The organism is Flavobacterium sp. JP2137, assembly GCF_050562195.1.
Classification (GTDB): domain Bacteria; phylum Bacteroidota; class Bacteroidia; order Flavobacteriales; family Flavobacteriaceae; genus Flavobacterium.
In genome coordinates, this window is record NZ_CP191647.1 from 3,252,046 (window position 1) to 3,267,283 (window position 15,238).

17 protein-coding genes, 1 tRNA gene and 2 pseudogenes are annotated in these 15,238 nt (G+C 31.3%); 15 read left to right on the plus strand and 5 right to left on the minus strand.

Features of this window, described 5'->3' with window-relative positions:
• Positions 1-66 precede the first annotated feature (66 nt).
• The 4 genes from infC (at position 67) to ACQZ43_RS14360 (ending at position 1,840) form a co-directional block, all read left to right on the plus strand.
• Positions 67-597, plus strand: a complete 531-nt coding sequence (gene infC / locus ACQZ43_RS14345) for a translation initiation factor IF-3 (protein WP_430613377.1) — start codon at positions 67-69, stop codon at positions 595-597.
• A gap of 61 nt (positions 598-658) precedes the next feature.
• The gene (gene rpmI / locus ACQZ43_RS14350; protein ID WP_430613378.1) at positions 659-856 is read left to right on the plus strand and encodes a 50S ribosomal protein L35; all 198 of its coding nucleotides are present in this window, start codon (positions 659-661) and stop codon (positions 854-856) included.
• Between the two features lie 101 nt (positions 857-957).
• Positions 958-1,302, plus strand: a complete 345-nt coding sequence (gene rplT / locus ACQZ43_RS14355) for a 50S ribosomal protein L20 (protein WP_430613379.1) — start codon at positions 958-960, stop codon at positions 1,300-1,302.
• 450 nt (positions 1,303-1,752) lie between these two features.
• Positions 1,753-1,840: transfer RNA gene (locus tag ACQZ43_RS14360), tRNA-Ser, on the plus strand.
• A 418-nt stretch (positions 1,841-2,258) separates the two neighbouring features.
• Here ACQZ43_RS14360 and ACQZ43_RS14365 read toward each other — a convergent pair.
• Entirely contained in the window at positions 2,259-2,462 is a 204-nt protein-coding gene (locus ACQZ43_RS14365) for a transposase (protein ID WP_430615688.1), read from the minus strand.
• A 118-nt stretch (positions 2,463-2,580) separates the two neighbouring features.
• Here ACQZ43_RS14365 and ACQZ43_RS14370 point away from each other — a divergent pair, with 118 nt between their 5' ends.
• From ACQZ43_RS14370 to ACQZ43_RS14385, 4 genes are all read left to right on the plus strand, one after another.
• Complete coding sequence (locus ACQZ43_RS14370) at positions 2,581-3,276, plus strand: hypothetical protein (protein ID WP_430613380.1); 696 nt, start codon at positions 2,581-2,583, stop codon at positions 3,274-3,276.
• A 17-nt stretch (positions 3,277-3,293) separates the two neighbouring features.
• Complete coding sequence (locus tag ACQZ43_RS14375; protein WP_430613381.1) at positions 3,294-3,587, plus strand: hypothetical protein; 294 nt, start codon at positions 3,294-3,296, stop codon at positions 3,585-3,587.
• Between the two features lie 233 nt (positions 3,588-3,820).
• The gene (locus tag ACQZ43_RS14380) at positions 3,821-4,540 is read left to right on the plus strand and encodes a DUF2071 domain-containing protein (RefSeq protein WP_430613383.1); all 720 of its coding nucleotides are present in this window, start codon (positions 3,821-3,823) and stop codon (positions 4,538-4,540) included.
• 229 nt (positions 4,541-4,769) lie between these two features.
• Positions 4,770-5,483: a hypothetical protein gene (locus tag ACQZ43_RS14385; RefSeq protein ID WP_430613384.1), complete on the plus strand. Its 714-nt coding sequence runs from the start codon at positions 4,770-4,772 to the stop codon at positions 5,481-5,483.
• A gap of 59 nt (positions 5,484-5,542) precedes the next feature.
• On the opposite strand, the pseudogene ACQZ43_RS14390 reads toward ACQZ43_RS14385, so the two are convergent.
• Positions 5,543-5,853, minus strand: a pseudogene (locus ACQZ43_RS14390) (IS256 family transposase); the annotation flags it as partial.
• Between the two features lie 282 nt (positions 5,854-6,135).
• Between ACQZ43_RS14390 and istA the strand changes: the two are divergent.
• The 5 genes from istA to ACQZ43_RS14415 all read left to right on the plus strand — a co-directional run bounded on the left by istA (position 6,136) and on the right by ACQZ43_RS14415 (position 10,071).
• Positions 6,136-7,695: an IS21 family transposase gene (gene istA, locus ACQZ43_RS14395; protein ID WP_430613385.1), complete on the plus strand. Its 1,560-nt coding sequence runs from the start codon at positions 6,136-6,138 to the stop codon at positions 7,693-7,695.
• Between the two features lie 23 nt (positions 7,696-7,718).
• Entirely contained in the window at positions 7,719-8,447 is a 729-nt protein-coding gene (gene istB / locus ACQZ43_RS14400; RefSeq protein WP_430613386.1) for an IS21-like element helper ATPase IstB, read from the plus strand.
• Between the two features lie 196 nt (positions 8,448-8,643).
• The gene (locus tag ACQZ43_RS14405) at positions 8,644-9,243 is read left to right on the plus strand and encodes a hypothetical protein (protein WP_430613387.1); all 600 of its coding nucleotides are present in this window, start codon (positions 8,644-8,646) and stop codon (positions 9,241-9,243) included.
• A 122-nt stretch (positions 9,244-9,365) separates the two neighbouring features.
• Complete coding sequence (locus ACQZ43_RS14410) at positions 9,366-9,764, plus strand: DUF4372 domain-containing protein (RefSeq protein ID WP_430613388.1); 399 nt, start codon at positions 9,366-9,368, stop codon at positions 9,762-9,764.
• Positions 9,757-10,071: a transposase gene (locus ACQZ43_RS14415; RefSeq protein ID WP_430615690.1), complete on the plus strand. Its 315-nt coding sequence runs from the start codon at positions 9,757-9,759 to the stop codon at positions 10,069-10,071. The genes ACQZ43_RS14410 and ACQZ43_RS14415 overlap by 8 nt, the downstream gene beginning before the upstream one ends.
• Here ACQZ43_RS14415 and ACQZ43_RS14420 read toward each other — a convergent pair.
• Positions 10,052-10,120, minus strand: a pseudogene (locus ACQZ43_RS14420) (hypothetical protein); the annotation flags it as partial. The gene ACQZ43_RS14415 and the pseudogene ACQZ43_RS14420 overlap by 20 nt on opposite strands.
• Before the next feature lie 143 nt (positions 10,121-10,263).
• Between ACQZ43_RS14420 and ACQZ43_RS14425 the strand changes: the two are divergent.
• Positions 10,264-11,124 (plus strand): hypothetical protein, encoded by an 861-nt coding sequence (locus ACQZ43_RS14425; protein ID WP_430613389.1) that lies wholly within the window; start codon positions 10,264-10,266, stop codon positions 11,122-11,124.
• 119 nt (positions 11,125-11,243) lie between these two features.
• On the opposite strand, the gene ACQZ43_RS14430 is transcribed toward ACQZ43_RS14425, so the two are convergent.
• Positions 11,244-11,639: a helix-turn-helix domain-containing protein gene (locus ACQZ43_RS14430; protein ID WP_039329157.1), complete on the minus strand. Its 396-nt coding sequence runs from the start codon at positions 11,637-11,639 to the stop codon at positions 11,244-11,246.
• A 179-nt stretch (positions 11,640-11,818) separates the two neighbouring features.
• Here ACQZ43_RS14430 and ACQZ43_RS14435 point away from each other — a divergent pair, with 179 nt between their 5' ends.
• The gene (locus ACQZ43_RS14435; protein WP_430613390.1) at positions 11,819-13,411 is read left to right on the plus strand and encodes a hypothetical protein; all 1,593 of its coding nucleotides are present in this window, start codon (positions 11,819-11,821) and stop codon (positions 13,409-13,411) included.
• A 418-nt stretch (positions 13,412-13,829) separates the two neighbouring features.
• Here ACQZ43_RS14435 and ACQZ43_RS14440 read toward each other — a convergent pair whose 3' ends face one another.
• Positions 13,830-14,951, minus strand: coding sequence for an OmpA family protein (locus ACQZ43_RS14440; protein ID WP_430613391.1), 1,122 nt, complete (start codon positions 14,949-14,951; stop codon positions 13,830-13,832).
• Between the last annotated feature and the right edge of the window lie 287 nt (positions 14,952-15,238).

Consider the following 15,238-nt stretch of genomic DNA (forward strand, 5'->3'; position numbering starts at 1 on the left):
AGTATAACCAGCTTGCAAAACAAGCACTAAAATTATAAGGCCATAGCAATAAGAAATAATAGAGGGATGAAACCCCGAGTAGAAAAGAAAGACTTGCATCGTATTAACAATGCAATTAGAGTCCCTGAAGTTCGACTTGTCGGAGATAATGTTGAATTAGGTGTTTACAAAACGTCTCAAGCATTGCAGATCGCTGAACAACAAGAATTGGACTTGGTTGAAATTTCACCCAATGCAGCGCCTCCTGTTTGTAAGATTATAGATTACAAAAAATTTCTTTATGAGCAAAAGAAACGGGACAAAATGCTTAAAGCCAAATCAACACAGATTACGGTAAAAGAGATACGTTTTGGTCCGCAGACCGATGAGCATGATTATGAATTTAAGAAGAAAAATGCCGTTAAATTCCTTAAAGAAGGATCAAAATTAAAAGCCTTTGTATTCTTTAAAGGACGTTCTATCATCTATAAAGACCAAGGACAGATTCTCTTGCTGCGATTAGCTCAAGATTTGGAAGAATTTGGAAAGGTGGAATCCATGCCTATTCTAGAAGGAAAGAGAATGACTATGTTCATTGCTCCAAAAAAGAAAAAATAAAATCCCGTCAAGGGGTTTTCAAAATAATTAAGTAAGATAAACACAAATACCTAGGAACAAAATGCCTAAAATGAAAACTAAATCTAGTGCCAAGAAACGCTTTCAAGTGACTGGCTCTGGAAAGATTAAGAGAAAACATGCTTTTAAAAGTCACATTTTGACTAAAAAATCTAAAAAGCGTAAATTAGCTTTAACACACTCTGGTTTGGTTCACAAATCGGATATGAAAAGCATTAAAGAACAATTGAGATTAATCTAATCGTTCTTTACGGTTAACATCATTTAATAACCCTGGAGTGGCGCAAAGAAAACTTTAAAAGTGTTTGAAAAAACCGCCCACTACAAAAATACATTTAAAATATGCCAAGATCAGTAAATTCAGTTGCTTCAAGAGCACGAAGAAAAAGAATATTGAAGCAAGCCAAAGGTTTCTTTGGAAGACGTAAAAACGTTTGGACAGTAGCTAAAAACGCGGTTGAAAAAGCCATGGTTTACGCTTACCGTGATAGAAAACAAAAAAAGAGAAACTTCCGTGCATTGTGGATTATGCGTATTAACGCTGGAGCTAGACTTCACGGTATGAGCTATTCTCAATTCATGGGTAAAGTAAAAGCGAACAACATCGAATTGAACCGTAAAGTTCTTGCCGATTTAGCTATGAACCACCCTGAAGCTTTTTCAGCGATCATCACGAAAATAAAATAAACGTTTGTCAAATCTGATTTATCTTACTTAATATAAAGAGCCCGCTATGCGGGTTCTTTTTTTTGCACTATACCATAGCACCCCACACCCCTTTCCCCTGCCCTCCCAACATTCCACTCCAACAAGTCCTTCGGCTTGGCATAATTTGACCTTTATAGCGGGACTGCTCTACGCAAACGCCGCAGTTACACAAGAACTAATCTGTTTTATAAAAGCGCTTAGAACAGCTAAAAACCGACTTAAGCCCCAGATCGCAGCCCGACAAACAGCAAACTGCTCTCCCCTTCCAATTTGTCGCAGTTCGCAGCGATTTCCCATCCCCCGTACCGCATTGACTGTGAAAAACTTAGGATTTATCGACAAAAAAAATCCAAAAAACTTCCGCCCAAAGCTTGCGAAATTGAGAAAAAGACCTATATTTGCACTCGCATTACAGCAATGAAATGCACTGGAGAAATGGCAGAGTGGTCGATTGCGGCAGTCTTGAAAACTGTTGACTGTAACAGGTCCGGGGGTTCGAATCCCTCTTTCTCCGCCAAAAAAAAGAAACCCGACCTCAGTCGGGTTTTTTGTTTTATAAAAATGTTGTCGAGCTCGCTCGAAACAACATTTTTGAAAAACAAAAAGCAACGTTACGCAGTAACGGTGTCTTTTTTATGAACCGCCCTCCCCTACAGGGAACACCGTAGCGTAGCGGAGGTAATCCAATCTTTTCAAAAGCTTGCTTAAAACAAAAAAACAGCATTACGAAGTAACGGTGTCTTTTTTATGAACCGCCCTCCCCTACAAGGGAACACCGTAGCGTAGCGGAGGTAATCCAATCTTTCCAAAAGCTTGCTTAAAACAAAAAAAACAGCATTACGAAGTAACGGTGTCTTTTTTATGAACCGCTCTCCCCTATAGGGAACACCGTAGCAAAGCGGAGGTATAAAAGGGATCAATCCTAAATGTTGTGTTTATGCAAAAATAGTGACCAATCTATACAAGAAGAATTCTATATCTCTTACGCCTCTAAACTGAGTTCTAAAAGCTTTGATTTTGGCATTAAAGGATTCTGCAGAAGCATTGGTACTTCTGTTGTCAAAATAGTTTAAAATAGATTGATAGTTTAGCTGTATGGTATTGACTACCGTATTAAATGTTTTGAACTTACCGAGTATCTGATTTACAAAAAACTACTTATATTAGTTGAAAATTAAACGAAATACGTATATAAGTGTTGCTTTACGAAACTATATCAAGTTTTGTTTCGTAAAAAACAATGTTAGCTGATATTTTATGAGAACAGAACGTCCAGAATTAGCAAAAATATTTACTGAGTGTGCTAAAAAAGCTCGCTTAACTACGAACACTTGCTTATTTCCTGGTTGTGATAAAGAATCAATCAATTCGCATATAATACAGAAAAATGGAATTCTCTCTTCAATAAGTGAGGATAGACATTTGTGGGAATTCAATGTAGATCATTTTAAAAAAGAGTATTTTCTATTTAAAAAAACTGGAATCAACGAAATCTATACTTTTTTGGGTTTTTGTAATGAGCATGATACTAATCTTTTCCAAAAAATTGAAACTCAAGGAGAAATTAATTTTGACGATTATGAGTCACGCGCCCTTTTCGCTCTCAGAACTTTATGTAATGAACTATGGCTCAAATTAGTAATAAAGAAACAACATCAATGCATCTTAAATCATCCAGAAACTATTTCAGATGAAATATTTATTAATAAAGTTATTGAGCAAGGCGATATCGCTTTACAAGATTTGAAATTCTTTGAAGATAGTTTATGGAATGATTTAAACAACAAAACTGAATCGTTTGTTTTTGAATATAGAGAATTTCCAAAGCAAGAAATTTGCTTAAACTCTATATTTACATATGACACATCAGAAGAAATCCTAAATCACATAAAAACATTTGGTACCGACAAAGATAGACTTGTTGAAATATTCGTTTCTTTTTTCCATACTTAGACAAATCTATTCTTATTATGGGTTATCATAAAGATGATATAAAAGTAGCAAAGCCATTTGTAAATAGTTTTATGAAAGAAAAGCTGAAAAGGGTTTATAGAAAACTATCTAATTTAATAATTTTAAATTGTGAAACTTGGGTTTGTTCTCCTAATTTTTATAAAAATAAATTAGAAGGTTTGGATAGTGATTTTTTTAAAGCAACAAACTTTTCGTCAAAAAATGGAAATGAAAGAAGAGTATTTGATATAAACTTATTTGAAGAGAATTTCAAAGATGGCTTTAAGAAATTTATAAAAAACATCAGCTAATAAGCGTTTGGCAAGATTGCGAATTTTGTAGTAAATATACGTTTATTTTTCGCAAGAAATTTTCGGCTTTCTATCACGCAAAACCCAATTGTATTGACTTTTTTTCTTAAATTGAGTCAATTAATTGGCCTTTGCTCTAAGTAGCGCTGAATTGAAGCTCTTGCTTTGAATTCCCGCCACTTCGCAAAGCCCAAGCACGTTAACTACAATGATTTCTCAGTAAAACGCATAAAATGAAAATCCCAATAATTCACGGAATTATAGAACGAAGAATTCTTGTAAACTATATTGCAGAGCCAAGTGTTGTAGAGAAAATTTTACCCAAACCATTCAAACCGAAATTGTTTGATGGAAAAGCAATTGTTGGAATTTGTTTAATTCGTTTAAAGAATGTTAAACCGAAAGGTTTCCCTGGTTTTATCGGTGTGAATTCTGAAAATGGAGCGCACAGAATTGCCGTGGAATGGAAAGAAAATGACGAAATAAAAGAAGGCGTTTTTATCCCACGCCGAGATACAAATCTAAAACTTAACGCAATTGTTGGCGGAAGAATTTTTCCTGGCAAACATTTTTTCGCAAAGTTTAATGTAAATGAGCAGAACCATAAATATCACTTAGATTTTAAAAGTTCTGACAATACGACAATAGAAATCGATGCAGAGTTGTCCGAAAAATTTGACGAAAATTCGATTTTTCAAACAATTGAAAATGTTTCATTATTTTTCGAAAAAGGATCAATAGGTTATTCTCCAAATGGAAACAACTTTGACGGATTAAAATTAGAAACTTACGAATGGAAAGTAAAACCACTCAAAGTTACTAATGTAAAATCAAGCTTTTTTGAAGATCAAAGTATATTTCCGAAAGGTTCCATAAAGTTTGACAACGCAATTCTTATGGAAAATATTGAACATGAATGGAAGTCTTTAAAAACAATAATCCACAGTAGTTAATATCGCATTGACGAAATGGAGATTTTAGAGGTAAATTTAAAAATTCTCTTTTGTCGAAAAATCAATTATTAGATGGTATATTTGACATAGAATCAAACGATTTCAATCATATTTTAAAACTTTCTTAATTACTTGCTCATCACAATTCAAAAAAGTGAACACTCCTATTATAAAACATAAGGAAGAACGTGTAAATCCCTCTTTCTCTTAAACCATGTATGCTACTCCCATGAAATATTTACTGTTATTTATAGGCGTTATTTTTTCCAATATTTCATACTCCCAATGCGGTGCTAAATTATTGACTGGAACTTTTGATAATGTGCGTTTTATTTTGCCTTGCCCCGCATTCCAATATTCTTTCACTCCTCATAATAATGAAATTGAACTAAATGTTTTAAATCATAATAATATTGATTTAGTAAAAGAGGAATTTTTGAATGTGGAGTCCATAGTAAGACAACATATATTAAATAAAACAACTAATTATTTTTTGGATAATTTGAAATTCTATAGTTTAGATATTGTTTCTATGGATAGAATTGATGATTTTAAACACCGTATCTCTTCAATAGATATGAAACATTGTTCTGCTAAATATTCCATTTATTACTATTTTGAGCCAATCAAAAATGTTAAGTATTGTGTAGGATTCACATTGGATAATACTATGAGAATAATTACAACGGATAATTTTCCTCATGGAAATATCGAACATTTCCAACAAACTACTATTTGTGAGATTTATGATCTAGGAACGAAATATCTCAAAATTCCGACTGAAGATTTAAAGCTGATTGTTTATAATAATAAATTCTATTGGAGTTTAATTGAGAAAATTAATTATACTCAAGGAAGAAATCAGGTACAAAAATTACTAATCGAAACGGCAAATTTAAATAACTACCTTACGCTTAGTGAAGAAGTTTATGTTGATTTTTAATGAGGCACTGTCTCTAAGTGTGTAAGTTAAAAAATAAAGCTTGGGTTAGGTTCCACTTTTTAGAGTCTAACCCTTTTTTGATATAGGATTAAGAATTGATCAATAATCACTCCCCAGTTCCTCACTGGCATGGACCATTTTTTAGTTGCTTCTTTTACAGCCAAATATACGGATTTCATGACAGCCACGTCGGTAGGGATTGATAATTTATTTTTGGTATACTTTACTCATACTTTTATATTTATTACTCATACTTTTATATTTATTATTGGAAATCGTGATTGCTTCACAATTGATGTACTACACAGATTTGTGTTTTAGATTCAGGAAAAACAGTTCGTATGGTGTCAGTAAAACCGTTTAAGTTATCATGGATATTCCACTCTATACTGCACCACGAATCCGTTAAAGTGCACCACTTATTCCATCAAAGTATACCATTAATTCCGACAAAGTGCACCACTTATTCCGACAAAGTATACCACTTATTCCGTTAAAGTGCACCAGTAGTGTTAGTTTTTTTATCAATAAACAACTGACATTCCGGCATATAGCGCACCACTTATTCCAAATCAAAGTACACCACTGAAGAGTATAAAATATTAATTAAGCTAATTTAGGATATGTTTTTAACCCTAAAATTATTCTAAATATGGCTAATAAAACTCTTCCTATGCACAAAATAAAGCAAGTACTGTTGTTTTTAGACAGAGGCGTTTCACAAAGAAATATAGCTCTGCAAACAGGTATAAATCGTCGAACTATAGCGTCCTATTTAGAGCTAGCACAACAAACTAATTATTCATTAGCAGAGCTAGTATCTATGGAAGATAGTGATTTAGCTCAATGTTTAGTTTTAATAGAAAAAGACTCCATTTTAGATAATCAGCGTAGAATTCATTTAGAATCTGTATATTCTTATTTTTTGATAGAATTGAAAAAAATAGGTGTTACTAAATATTTGTTATGGCAAGAGTATATTCTAGAAAATCCTGAAGGCTTTAAATACTCTCGTTTTTGTGAAATTCTGAGTGAGTTTTCAAAGATAAAAGGAGCTACATTAAGCGTTAACCATGAGCCAGGGGAATTAATTGAAGTAGACTTTGCGGGAGACAAATTAACTTATATAGATAGATCTACTGGAGAAATAATATCTTGTCCTGTATTGGTAATGATTCTACCATTTAGTGGATTAGCCTATGTAGAAGCTCTTGTAGATGCAACTGTACCACAAATAATAAAAGCCTTGAATAATGGACTGGCTAGCTTTGGAGGAACTTCAAAATCCATTATCTCTGATAATATGAAACAGTGGGTTAAGAAGGGAAATCGCTATGAACCAGAGTTTAATGAAACACTAGTGCAATGGGCTAATCACAACAACATAAATCTATTAGCTGCAAGACCCTATCAACCAAAAGATAAGGCTTCCGTGGAGAATATGGTTAAAATTACCTACAGACGGGTGTATGCTAAACTCAGAAATGAAGAGTTCTATTCTTTAAAATCTTTGAATAAGAGTATACTTGAAAAAATAAAAGATCACCATTTACTCAACTTTCAAAAGAAAACTTTTAGTCGTCAAGAATTATTTGAAACACAAGAAAAACAAACTTTACAAGTACTCCCATTAACTCCTTATGTGTCTAAAAACTATACTCAAGCAAAAGTTCAAAAGAATTACCATATAGTACTGGGAGAAGATTGGCATTACTATAGTGTTCCTTATCGTTATATAGGCAAACAAGTGCGAATCATCTACTGTACGGACTATGTTGAAATCTATTTTGGCAATGAACGAATTGCAGCACATATAAGAAATTATTCAAAGAACCACTTTACTACAGAGCTTTCCCATCGCCCAAATAATCATCAAGCGTTCTTAGAAAGCCAAACTTGGGATGCGAATCACTATTTAAAAGTAGCTTCTGAATATGGTTCAAATACAGCATTGTATTTTCAAAAAGTTTTAGATAGCAAACCTAATGTTGATCATACTTATCAAATTTGCTTAGGTATCCTGCGTTTAGCTAAATCCCATCCACAACGCATTGAAAAAGCTTGCACAAGAGCTTTAATAGGAGTGCGTTTCAATTATAGCGTGCTAAAAAACATCCTTGATAATAACATGGATATGATAGAAGACGCTGAAATAGAGTTTAAGAAAATACCTGAACACGAAAACCTACGTGGAGCAGAAGCATATAAATAAAACCTTTTTAAATATATAATATTATGAACACAGACAAAACAGTAGAACAACTGAAAAATCTACGACTTACAGCTATGGCTAATCGTTACCAAGCGGCTTGTCAACTACCGATTCACGAGCAACAAAACATTCATGAACTATTAGCTAATATGGCACAGGCTGAAATAGAATATAGGGAGGAGACTAAAACCAAGAGGCTTTTAAAAGCAAGTAAATTGCGTTATAATGCTTTACCTGAACAGATCATATGCAATGAAGAGCGCGGACTTACAAGAGAACAAGTATTAAGACTTTCTGATACCCTTTTTTTAGAAAAATCTGAAAACATACTCATTACAGGTGCTACGGGGTGTGGTAAAAGCTTCTTAGCTTGTGCTATAGGCAGATCGGCTTGTATGTTAGGTTACAAAACAGCCTATTTTAGTATGAGTAACTTCATCGAGAACTTAGCTCAGACAAGATTAGATGGTACTTACCTTAAATGGATTAAGTATATCTCTAATCAACACCTATTAATCCTTGACGATTTTGGACTCAAACCTTTAACTCCAGATGCTAGATTAACTCTGCTTGATATACTTGAAGATCGCTATGGAAAGAGCTGTACAATAATAACTTCTCAACTACCTATTGAGAATTGGTACAACTTTATTGATGAGCCAACTTTAGCTGATGCGATACTTGACAGATTGACAGCTTCTGCACATCGATTAACTTTAAAAGGAAAATCTCTAAGAACAAGAAAAATTTAGTAAATTTGATAATATCAGTGAAGTACATGATTATTTATAAGAGGTAGTCTAACTGGTGTACTTTGTCGGAATGGTGGTGCACTTTCACCGGAATATACAATCATGTGAATACGGAAGACCGTAACCTTATAATGTATTAAAAATCAAAAGGAAATATAACATTTGTTATATTTCCTTTTGTAATAAATTACTGAAGTTGATAGAAAAAAATAAATTATTGCTATTTTTAATATTAGCAAGAACTTTCGATATGATAACAACGTACATTTCTAGGAATGGTGATCTTTCTGGAGAAATGAATATTTTAGTTCGAAAGTTTAATTTGCGGTGGGAAGCTTTAATAATTTCTGAAGTAGTTATTATTGTAATTTTCTATTTTATAATTCGATATTTTGACGAAAATTATTTTAAAAGCAAGGAAGAAAAACTCCCTAAAAACCTCTCGTTTACGAGTTATATTAGCTTACTATATTATGGCAAAAAAATTAATATATTTCAATCATTTATTGCGAAAATCGATTATAAAATAGCTCTAAATGATTTTATTTATTTAATAACATCTACCACCATTGTGGTAAGTTTTATAATTGGAATTAATAATTTATTATCATCACAAGGCTATATTAATTTATTTGATTTTGGGAGTTATATATTCCATATTAATATTCCCAATTTATTTAATTTATTGGTCTTTATTTTTTGTTTATTATTTATAACAAAAATAGGTTTAAAAATTTCAAAGCAAAAGAAAGAAGTTCATTGCACCAATAAATTGTTAGATATAAAACAACTTTAACAATCGTTTTTTAAATTTAGAATCAATAGCGTCCTAAACGTTCAAAAAAACGCATAAAAAAAGAGAGTAAATTAAGGATCTCAAATTATCTTTGAGTTGGACACCAAAAAAACACTCTCTTGATGGTAAATATAACACTGTTTTCACAAATAATAGCAAAGCTTGATCGCTCAAAATTCAAAAAACTTGTAAAAGAGAAACAGACAGACAAGCACAACAAAGGATTTAACAGTTGGAGTCATCTTATCTCTATGTTATTTTGTCATTTTGCACGTAGTAAATCTGTTCGCGATATTAGTAATGGACTTCGTTCAGCTACTGGAAATCTAAATCACCTTGGTATAGACAAAGCACCATCTAAATCATCCGTAAGTTATCAGAACAAAAACAGATCCCACGAGCTTTTTAAAGCGTACTATTTTGCTTTGCTTGAAAGTTTAGGACAGTATCCCAAGTTTAAGCAAGTCAAAAATCCTGTTATTACACTCCACAACAATATCGCTGTGTTTAAGCATCTTTGATTGGGCAAAATACAAGACCAATAAAGGAGCAGTTAAAATGCACACATTGCTTGACTTTGATGGAAATTTACCTGCTTATATCAATATTACTAATGGTAAAACAGCTGATAATAAAGGGGCCTACGACATTCCATTACTAAAAGGAAGCGTTATAGTTGCCGATCGTTTTTACAACGACTTTAGTTTATTAAATATTTGGGACAGCAAACAAGTATTCTTTGTAATTATTGGGAGATTTGATTGGGGTGAAGTTCAAAACGAACAGCGAGTTCACTTAGGCTTTCACGTTCTTTCAAGGCCTCGATAACGACGTGAGCTTTGAAAGATGAATCGAATTTACGTCTACTTTTTTTCATAACTTACAATTGTTTAAATTTAATACTTTTCAATTAAACAACTGGTCTGATTTTGTAGAGGTATTATAATTTCATTATTAAAAAAAAAGAACCTCTCAATGCCCTATTTATGGCTTTTACTAAATCAATTATTATAATAGTTTATGATTATTTATAGTTTAATTTTAATAACATGGATATTTTTTTTTGTTTCTTTTTTTTATTCCCGTAAAATTAGAAAAAGAAAAGAAATCCTTACGACAAGTACAGATAACTATCGTTTTACCCGAGATTATCCAACTATCAGAAAATATGGTATAATAGTAGTAGTTTTTGCTAGCATTTATTACTTTTTAATCTGTGCATTATTAGGTTGGGAATTTCGATGGTTTTATGGAATGTTTATAATAAATGCCATTGTCATTTTTGTTCTCGATCGCTTTCTTATTTCTATAGACTACAAAAATACGAATGAAAAAATACTAGGCATCAAAACACAGATTATTTCTCTAATTTACAGAAGATTAAGAGGCATCTACACTTATGGTTTTTTTCTTCTACTTCCATCTTCTTTTTTATTTCTGGGACCATATACAATTACTATTCCTGTCTATGCCTGTGGTGTTTCCACTGAGATGATAATAGAAACCATCATTTCATCTATTAAAGAAAAGAATTCACCTTTTTCTAATAAAATTTCTGCAAAAAGATTATTAATAGAACGATATTCGATTATTGATTCTGGTACAATTCTTCAAAGAAATTTTTTTTCGGGTAATATTATAATCACATATAGTAGAAATTCTAGTTCAGCAGATATTTACACATCTAAATTTTTTATTTTTAAAAATTTTCAACAGATTTATACAGAAAATCCAAAATTTGCATTTTATAGCTCAAATAAAGACACTCTGTTTTTGAAAAAAAACGTATCTGGGTCTAAATATATTACTAAAAGTAATAGACAGTATATTTACCATGAAGCCTATCGAAATGAAGCACCTAAAAGAACAATTTTAAAATAACTAAAAAACTATTTGTTATGGATATGATCCCTCGAGACAGTGCCTCTAAAACGGAAAAGGTAGAATACCCTTCACAGTAATTCTACCTTTTTTCTATTATATACGATATAAACTTATGTCTACTTACTTTGAATCAACTTTTCTAAACGATTCATCATTTCTTCTTTCTCTTTAAGCATACGCTCATACAAAGCAATCTTTTCTTCGTGAAGCTTCACAATTGCATCAATAGGACTATTATTGAAAATAGGATTATAATTAATATCATTAAATGTACTTGATATTATATTAATCGCTTGCTGTTCATCAAAATTCTCAATCGCTTCAACGGGTATTTTAAGTACTTTAGAAATCTGTTGTAACAGTGAATTATCAATTACTTCTTTCTGTTCTAAAACAGATATTTTCTTTTGATTCCAATCTTCACCCAAATCAAAGGCAAGAACTTCTTGTTTGATTCCAAGCATTTCTCTAAAACGCTTTACATTTCTTCCTTGATGTATTTTATGTTCCATAATTGATTAGCAGAATTAAGCAGGCTCAAAAGAAAGCCAAAGATTAAAAAACAATGAATCGTAAAGTTATAAAATTATCTTGTAAAATATCCCATAATGAGAATATTATACTTGTAGGTAGAATAGTTTACTCAATGAGTTCTATTGAATTTTAATCAAATCAAAAAAACTCAATAATTATGAAATCAACAATTATTACAACCAATGACTATTTAAGTAACCAGCTTAAACAGATTATTACAGAGTTTCCTTCTGTATTAGAGATTTACTATTGTAGTAACACTATAGAGATGACTTCCTATTTACTTATACATCTAAGCAATAGAAGTGATATTGATACAATAGCCAACCGTAAAGGAATTAAAAAACTATTTAAGAACTATGGTATCATTGTATTGTTATTTGACTATAATTCTTTGAGATATAAGTTTGAGCATAGTTACCCACTAATAGAGCTCATCTACCAAGAAGAGCATCTAATTTATCAGCAAGAAGGAATTGATTTTGATAAACTTACTACAAGAGGTTTCAAAGAATTTAATAATCAGTACAATATTTATAAGAAGAGATATTTTCAAGATCATAGTCTTTTAAGTTCTGAGATCAATAAGTATAAGTCTTTAGATGCTATTTCAAGTGTATTTCTCCTTTACGAACGTTTATTAGAATTACATCTGAAATATTTAGAAGAACTATATGTAGGGCATATCAGTTCAAGCAGTATTCTCCATCAACGAATAATAGTAATCAGCAAGTTTAATCCAGAGATTGAAAGTTTATTTCTTAAGAGAAACGAAGAGGAATATTACCTTATTGCTTTAATAAACAGAGTAAAAGAAGCGATAGAAGAACAAAGAGAAATCTATTACGATGAATGCTTTGACGCTTTTGAGAAGGTTGAAAACGCACTTCATAATTTTATTCAAGACCGTTTTAAGACTTTAAAACGTTTAATCAAACACCAGACAATTAAGCCTATTGTTGCAGAGGTAACTATAGAACTAAATAAACAAGAAACTTTTAATGATATCATCATTGAAAGATGCTTAAATCAGAATCAGCGTATAGAAGAAATTTATATGTATAAGAGGTTAACTCTTGGTAGTCAAACTATTTACTATCTTCTTATCATAGGAGATAAATTCGCGAATGAACAGATTAAGAACTTGGAATCAAGTTTACAAGATAAGTTTAATAAGCAAACGAACTTTGTTATTATAGCCCATACTAAAATATGGATTCAAACAGAATTATATAGCTCACAAGACTTCTTTGCTAATATTATAAAAAATAAGAACAAGATTTATTCATCAAGTAAATACAATGCATCATTACATTGGTTAGTCCCTCACGCATCCTTATATATTGATCTATACTATTATAATTCTGTTACTAATAATACTACTAAAGAACTACTAAAGAATCTACAGAAACTAAAAAAGAACCAAGAATGCAAGCAAAGTATTCCTTATCTACTATCACTTTATTTTATGTCATTTTGTAGAACATATATATTAGCTCATTTATCGTACTTACCTAATTACTTATCTAGCTACTCTTTATGGTTGCTTTGTGTAAATGTGAATACTGACTTAAATAAGTATCAATACTTATTTGATAAATTCGGTAGCAAGTTTTTTTCTTTATTAGATTACTATAGAGTGTTACATCAACGACTTATAAATTTTGATACAGAAAAAACAGAAGTACTGATAAAACTAATTACTCAATTACAAGCTGAGTTAAAAATAATAGTAGATCAAAGGAGCTAATAATAATCTTTTACCAACTACTAAGTTCTATAAATGTACGTTTAAAGCCAAGTCTGCTTTTTACCTTCCTATTATTTCAACCTTTTAGTAACTACTTTACCTTAGTTGCTTAACCTAAAAAGCAACTATCATGGAAAATCAAATCACAAAGGTAGATTTAAGGCTATTAGCTCAAACAATCATTGGAGGCAACTGTCTCATAAAGTGTGTAAGTCAAAAATACTTGGGTTTATGAGACAGTCCCAAAAATAAATTTTATCAATCCAAAATTGTCGATAAAGAGGGTGTTACACTCCCCATAAAACATGAATTCACATTCAGGTGAAGATTTAAAAAATTAATGTTTCATTACCCATAGAATTGTTTTTTGAACACAAAACTACGTTTTTTGGGTAAGTGCTATTAACTAGCCAAAGTATTATTCTATAGCCAATATTGTCACATTACTTCTTCGGTTCAAAACCAAATCATTATCTATGTTGTCCGTTGAAACAAAGTTCTGTAGACCAATTCCTTTCACAGTTATAGCATCTTCAGAAATACCTAACCCGATTAATTCTGCCTTTAGATTATCAGCTCTTTCCTTACCTAGATTTTCATTAGACTCTTTTGAACCAATCGTACAAGTAAAACCTTCGATAATTATCCTAATTGGAGTATCTAATTTTTTATATTCATTCGAAAACCTTGTTAACACCGCTTTTCCATTTGCGGAAATAGTAGTTGAATTATACTCGAACAATACACCTATCACAGGTATTGTATTTTCGTTTTCTAAAATGGAATTAAACACCGAAATATTAGTTACTGATTTGGTTAGATCGTCTAAAGGTTTTGCAAAACTTAATGTAATTTTCGAATCAGTATTAGTAGCATCTGTAGTGTTAACTTTAGTTTTTTGAACCTCTTTCAACTCTGTTTTCTTTTCTGTACTAACATTCCCTCGAGAATTGCCATATAGCTCATACAGTTTCAAAAATAATACGATGAGTAAAATAGCTGTAATTGCTATTAAGATAAATTTCCAAAAGCTAAAAATAAAAACAATAATACTTTTAAAAAAGGCAGATATTACATTAAAAAAACCTCCGGATAACTTATCAGCTTTAATCGACATATTTAAATCAGCTTTTTTAAGCGCCTTTTTGACAAGATTTGAATTTATCCCTAATTCTTTAACTCTTGCTTCATTTTTTAATTTGTCTTCAAATTTGTATTTTCCCTTAAACCTATTAATATCTGTACTCGTAGCTTTGATATTTGAGGGGTGATTAACAATTTGCGCAATTTGTTTATCAGAATGAGTTCCCTTGTATTTATTGTAAATTTCTTCTGCCGACCTTACGTGATCATATTCGTATGCATCACCACCTCTTAATTCAGTACCACTATAGCCATCTTGACACAATGCTTTATTGTCGTTATATTTTGCCTGACCTCTTGCAAGAGCTTCTTTGTGCTTTTCTGCTTTTATCTTCTCAAAGACTTTGTCTATTTCTGTTCGATTATAAGATCTATTCGGGTCAATTGTTTCTTTCATATTTAATTATAGTGTGGTTAGTAAATATTGTGCTTAGTATTGTTGTTTTATGAAATACAGTAGATTAAAATTTTGTAAAACTTATATAGCCCCATAACATCACATTATTGCTTTTAAAAAAATTACATGAAATAGCTGAAATTTGTATTAATAATTATCGCGATACATCCCTAAATTAATTACTAGAAATATAAGATTACAGTTATCTAATACGAAGAAACACGCTATTATTTGTTTAAAGAAGTGAAAGTAATCAGAGCTTATTCAAAAGCAATAGAAAACTTTCT

What these genes read in the sequence shown, in the direction of transcription:
- istB (WP_430613386.1), top strand. Translation starts at nt 7,719, where the DNA reads ATGAACACAGACAAAACAGTAGAACAACTGAAAAATCTACGACTTACA.
- ACQZ43_RS14385 (WP_430613384.1), top strand. Translation starts at nt 4,770, where the DNA reads ATGAAATATTTACTGTTATTTATAGGCGTTATTTTTTCCAATATTTCA.
- ACQZ43_RS14410 (WP_430613388.1), top strand. Translation starts at nt 9,366, where the DNA reads ATGGTAAATATAACACTGTTTTCACAAATAATAGCAAAGCTTGATCGC.
- rplT (WP_430613379.1), top strand. Translation starts at nt 958, where the DNA reads ATGCCAAGATCAGTAAATTCAGTTGCTTCAAGAGCACGAAGAAAAAGA.
- ACQZ43_RS14425 (WP_430613389.1), top strand. Translation starts at nt 10,264, where the DNA reads ATGATTATTTATAGTTTAATTTTAATAACATGGATATTTTTTTTTGTT.
- ACQZ43_RS14370 (WP_430613380.1), top strand. Translation starts at nt 2,581, where the DNA reads ATGAGAACAGAACGTCCAGAATTAGCAAAAATATTTACTGAGTGTGCT.
- ACQZ43_RS14430 (WP_039329157.1), bottom strand. Translation starts at nt 11,639, where the DNA reads ATGGAACATAAAATACATCAAGGAAGAAATGTAAAGCGTTTTAGAGAA.
- ACQZ43_RS14375 (WP_430613381.1), top strand. Translation starts at nt 3,294, where the DNA reads ATGGGTTATCATAAAGATGATATAAAAGTAGCAAAGCCATTTGTAAAT.
- ACQZ43_RS14435 (WP_430613390.1), top strand. Translation starts at nt 11,819, where the DNA reads ATGAAATCAACAATTATTACAACCAATGACTATTTAAGTAACCAGCTT.
- rpmI (WP_430613378.1), top strand. Translation starts at nt 659, where the DNA reads ATGCCTAAAATGAAAACTAAATCTAGTGCCAAGAAACGCTTTCAAGTG.
- ACQZ43_RS14380 (WP_430613383.1), top strand. Translation starts at nt 3,821, where the DNA reads ATGAAAATCCCAATAATTCACGGAATTATAGAACGAAGAATTCTTGTA.
- ACQZ43_RS14440 (WP_430613391.1), bottom strand. Translation starts at nt 14,951, where the DNA reads ATGAAAGAAACAATTGACCCGAATAGATCTTATAATCGAACAGAAATA.
- istA (WP_430613385.1), top strand. Translation starts at nt 6,136, where the DNA reads ATGGCTAATAAAACTCTTCCTATGCACAAAATAAAGCAAGTACTGTTG.
- infC (WP_430613377.1), top strand. Translation starts at nt 67, where the DNA reads ATGAAACCCCGAGTAGAAAAGAAAGACTTGCATCGTATTAACAATGCA.